This is a genomic window from Mesorhizobium sp. M1A.F.Ca.IN.020.06.1.1 (assembly GCF_004023265.1).
Taxonomy (GTDB): Bacteria; Pseudomonadota; Alphaproteobacteria; order Rhizobiales; family Rhizobiaceae; genus Mesorhizobium.
In genome coordinates, this window is record NZ_RZSR01000932.1 from 1 (window position 1) to 2,345 (window position 2,345).

General features: G+C 61.7%; 1 protein-coding gene and 1 pseudogene. One reads left to right on the plus strand and one right to left on the minus strand.

Going from position 1 to position 2,345, the window contains the following annotated elements; translation table 11 throughout:
* Positions 1-187 (minus strand): annotated as a pseudogene (locus tag EOA60_RS39320) (hypothetical protein); the annotation flags it as partial.
* Between the two features lie 424 nt (positions 188-611).
* Here EOA60_RS39320 and EOA60_RS29210 point away from each other — a divergent pair.
* The coding region (locus EOA60_RS29210; RefSeq protein ID WP_281060791.1) for a glutamate synthase central domain-containing protein at positions 612-2,345 on the plus strand (1,734 nt) is incomplete at its 3' end.

The window sequence follows — 2,345 nt, forward strand, 5'->3', positions numbered from 1 at the left end:
GGTAGACGGTGCGGTCCAGGTCGCCGTCGCCATACGCGGTCGCGATGCCGGCCGCGTGGCGGGAGAGGTTCGCCGAAATGTCGGGATGAACGCCCGCCCAGTTGTCGGATGCAAAGAACATCGAGAGGTCCGTATTGTGATTGGCAGAAAGCGGCGCGACTTGACTGCTTTGGCGCGCGAAGCGCAAGGGCCAATCTTTCGCAAAACGGTGAAGCCAGCTGGGCCGTAACGACTGACTAGAGGTTGCGTTTTTTGATCCCTTCGCGAAATTTTGTGTCGCGGCACGCCCGAGAATTTTGTGAATCGGTCTTGTGCAGGTGCGGGATTTCTGCCATAAAAAATTTAGGACAGTAGTGCTGTCTTATTTTGTCGCACAAAACAGGCTGGACTGGCATATCATCGCTGCCATTCCGGCCATTGTCGCGAGCGGCGGGTAGACGGCTCCGCTCTGGCCTGTACGATACCGGATGCGAACCGGGCGTATGGCCGCATGGTTCGGCAAGAATTTCGCGAGACGTGCAGCAAGGACGAAGGGAAGCATCGTGCTTCCCAAGGCAAACCAGCGCCCCGAGGGCAATCACCGCCAAGGGTGCGGAACGGAGGATAGGACGATGACGGAATTGACGCCATCTGCGATCAACGGCCAGGCCGCGCAGACGAAAGCGGCAGCCGTCAAAACTGGTACCGCCGCCAATGGTTTGATCGCGCAGGGCCTCTACGATCCGCGCAACGAGCATGACGCCTGCGGCGTCGGCTTCATCGCCAACATGAAGGGCGTAAAGTCGCACCAGATCGTCGAGGACGGTCTGGCGATGCTGGAAAACCTCACCCATCGCGGCGCTGTCGGCGCCGATCCGCTGGTCGGCGACGGCGCCGGCGTGCTGGTGCAGATTCCGGATCGGTTCTTCCGCGATGAGATGGCCGCAAAGGGCGTCGAACTGCCGCCGGCAGGCCAATATGGCGTCGGCCACTGGTTCATGCCGCAGGACGCAGCCCTTCGCGCCCATATCGAGGACATCATCGCCGAATCGGCCCAGTCCGAAGGGCTGCCGCTGATCGGCTTCCGCGACGTGCCGGTCGATAATTCGTCGCTGTCGAAGGCGCCGGAGATTGTCGCCTCGGAGCCGTTCCATCGCCAGGTGTTCATCGGCCGCACGGCCGAGATTCCGGACGACGAGGAGTACGAGGCGAGGCTCTACCTGCTGCGCAAGGTGATCTCGGGCCGCATCTATGCCGAGAACGACAACAAGGATGTCGGCGCCTATTGCGTGTCGCTGTCGGCGCGCACCATCGTCTACAAGGGCATGTTCCTCGCCTACCAAGTCGGCGCCTATTACAAGGACCTCAAGGATCCGCGCTTCGACACGGCGCTGATCCTCGTCCACCAGCGCTTCTCGACCAACACCTTCCCGTCATGGAAGCTGGCGCATCCCTATCGCATGGTCGCGCATAACGGCGAGATCAACACGGTGCGCGGCAACAACAACTGGATGGCCGCGCGTCAGGCCTCGGTCGATTCGGAGCTGTTCGGCAACAACATCTCGAAGCTGTGGCCGATCTCCTATGAGGGTCAGTCCGACACGGCGTGCTTCGACAATGCGCTCGAATTCCTGTTCCAGGGCGGCTATAGCTTAAGCCACGCCATGATGATGCTGATCCCGGAAGCCTGGGCCGGCAACAAGCTCATGGATCCCGACCGCAAGGCGTTTTACGAATACCACGCCGCGCTGATGGAGCCGTGGGACGGGCCGGCGGCGGTCGTCTTCACCGACGGGCGGCAGATCGGCGCGACGCTCGATCGCAACGGCCTGCGTCCGGCTCGCTACATCGTCACCGACGACGACCGCGTCATCATGGCTTCGGAAGCCGGGGTGCTGCCGGTGCCGGAGGAAAAGATCGTGCAGAAGTGGCGGCTGCAGCCCGGCCGCATGCTTTTGATCGATCTGGCCAAGGGCCGCATCATCTCCGACGAGGAGATCAAGTCGGAGATCGCGACCAGGCACCCTTACAAGACCTGGCTCGCCAACACGCAGTTGATTCTTGAAGAGCTGAAGCCGGTCGAGCCGCGGGCGCTGCGCAAGGATGTCAGCCTGCTCGATCGCCAGCAGGCCTTCGGCTACACACAGGAAGACACGAAGCTTCTAATGGCACCGATGGCCACTACCGGCCAGGAAGCGGTCGGCTCGATGGGCACCGACACGCCGATCTCGGCGATGTCGGACAAGTCGAAGCTGCTCTACACCTATTTCAAGCAGAACTTCGCTCAGGTCACCAATCCGCCGATCGACCCGATCCGTGAGGAACTGGTAATGAGCCTGGTGTCCTTCATCGGGCCGCGGCCGAAC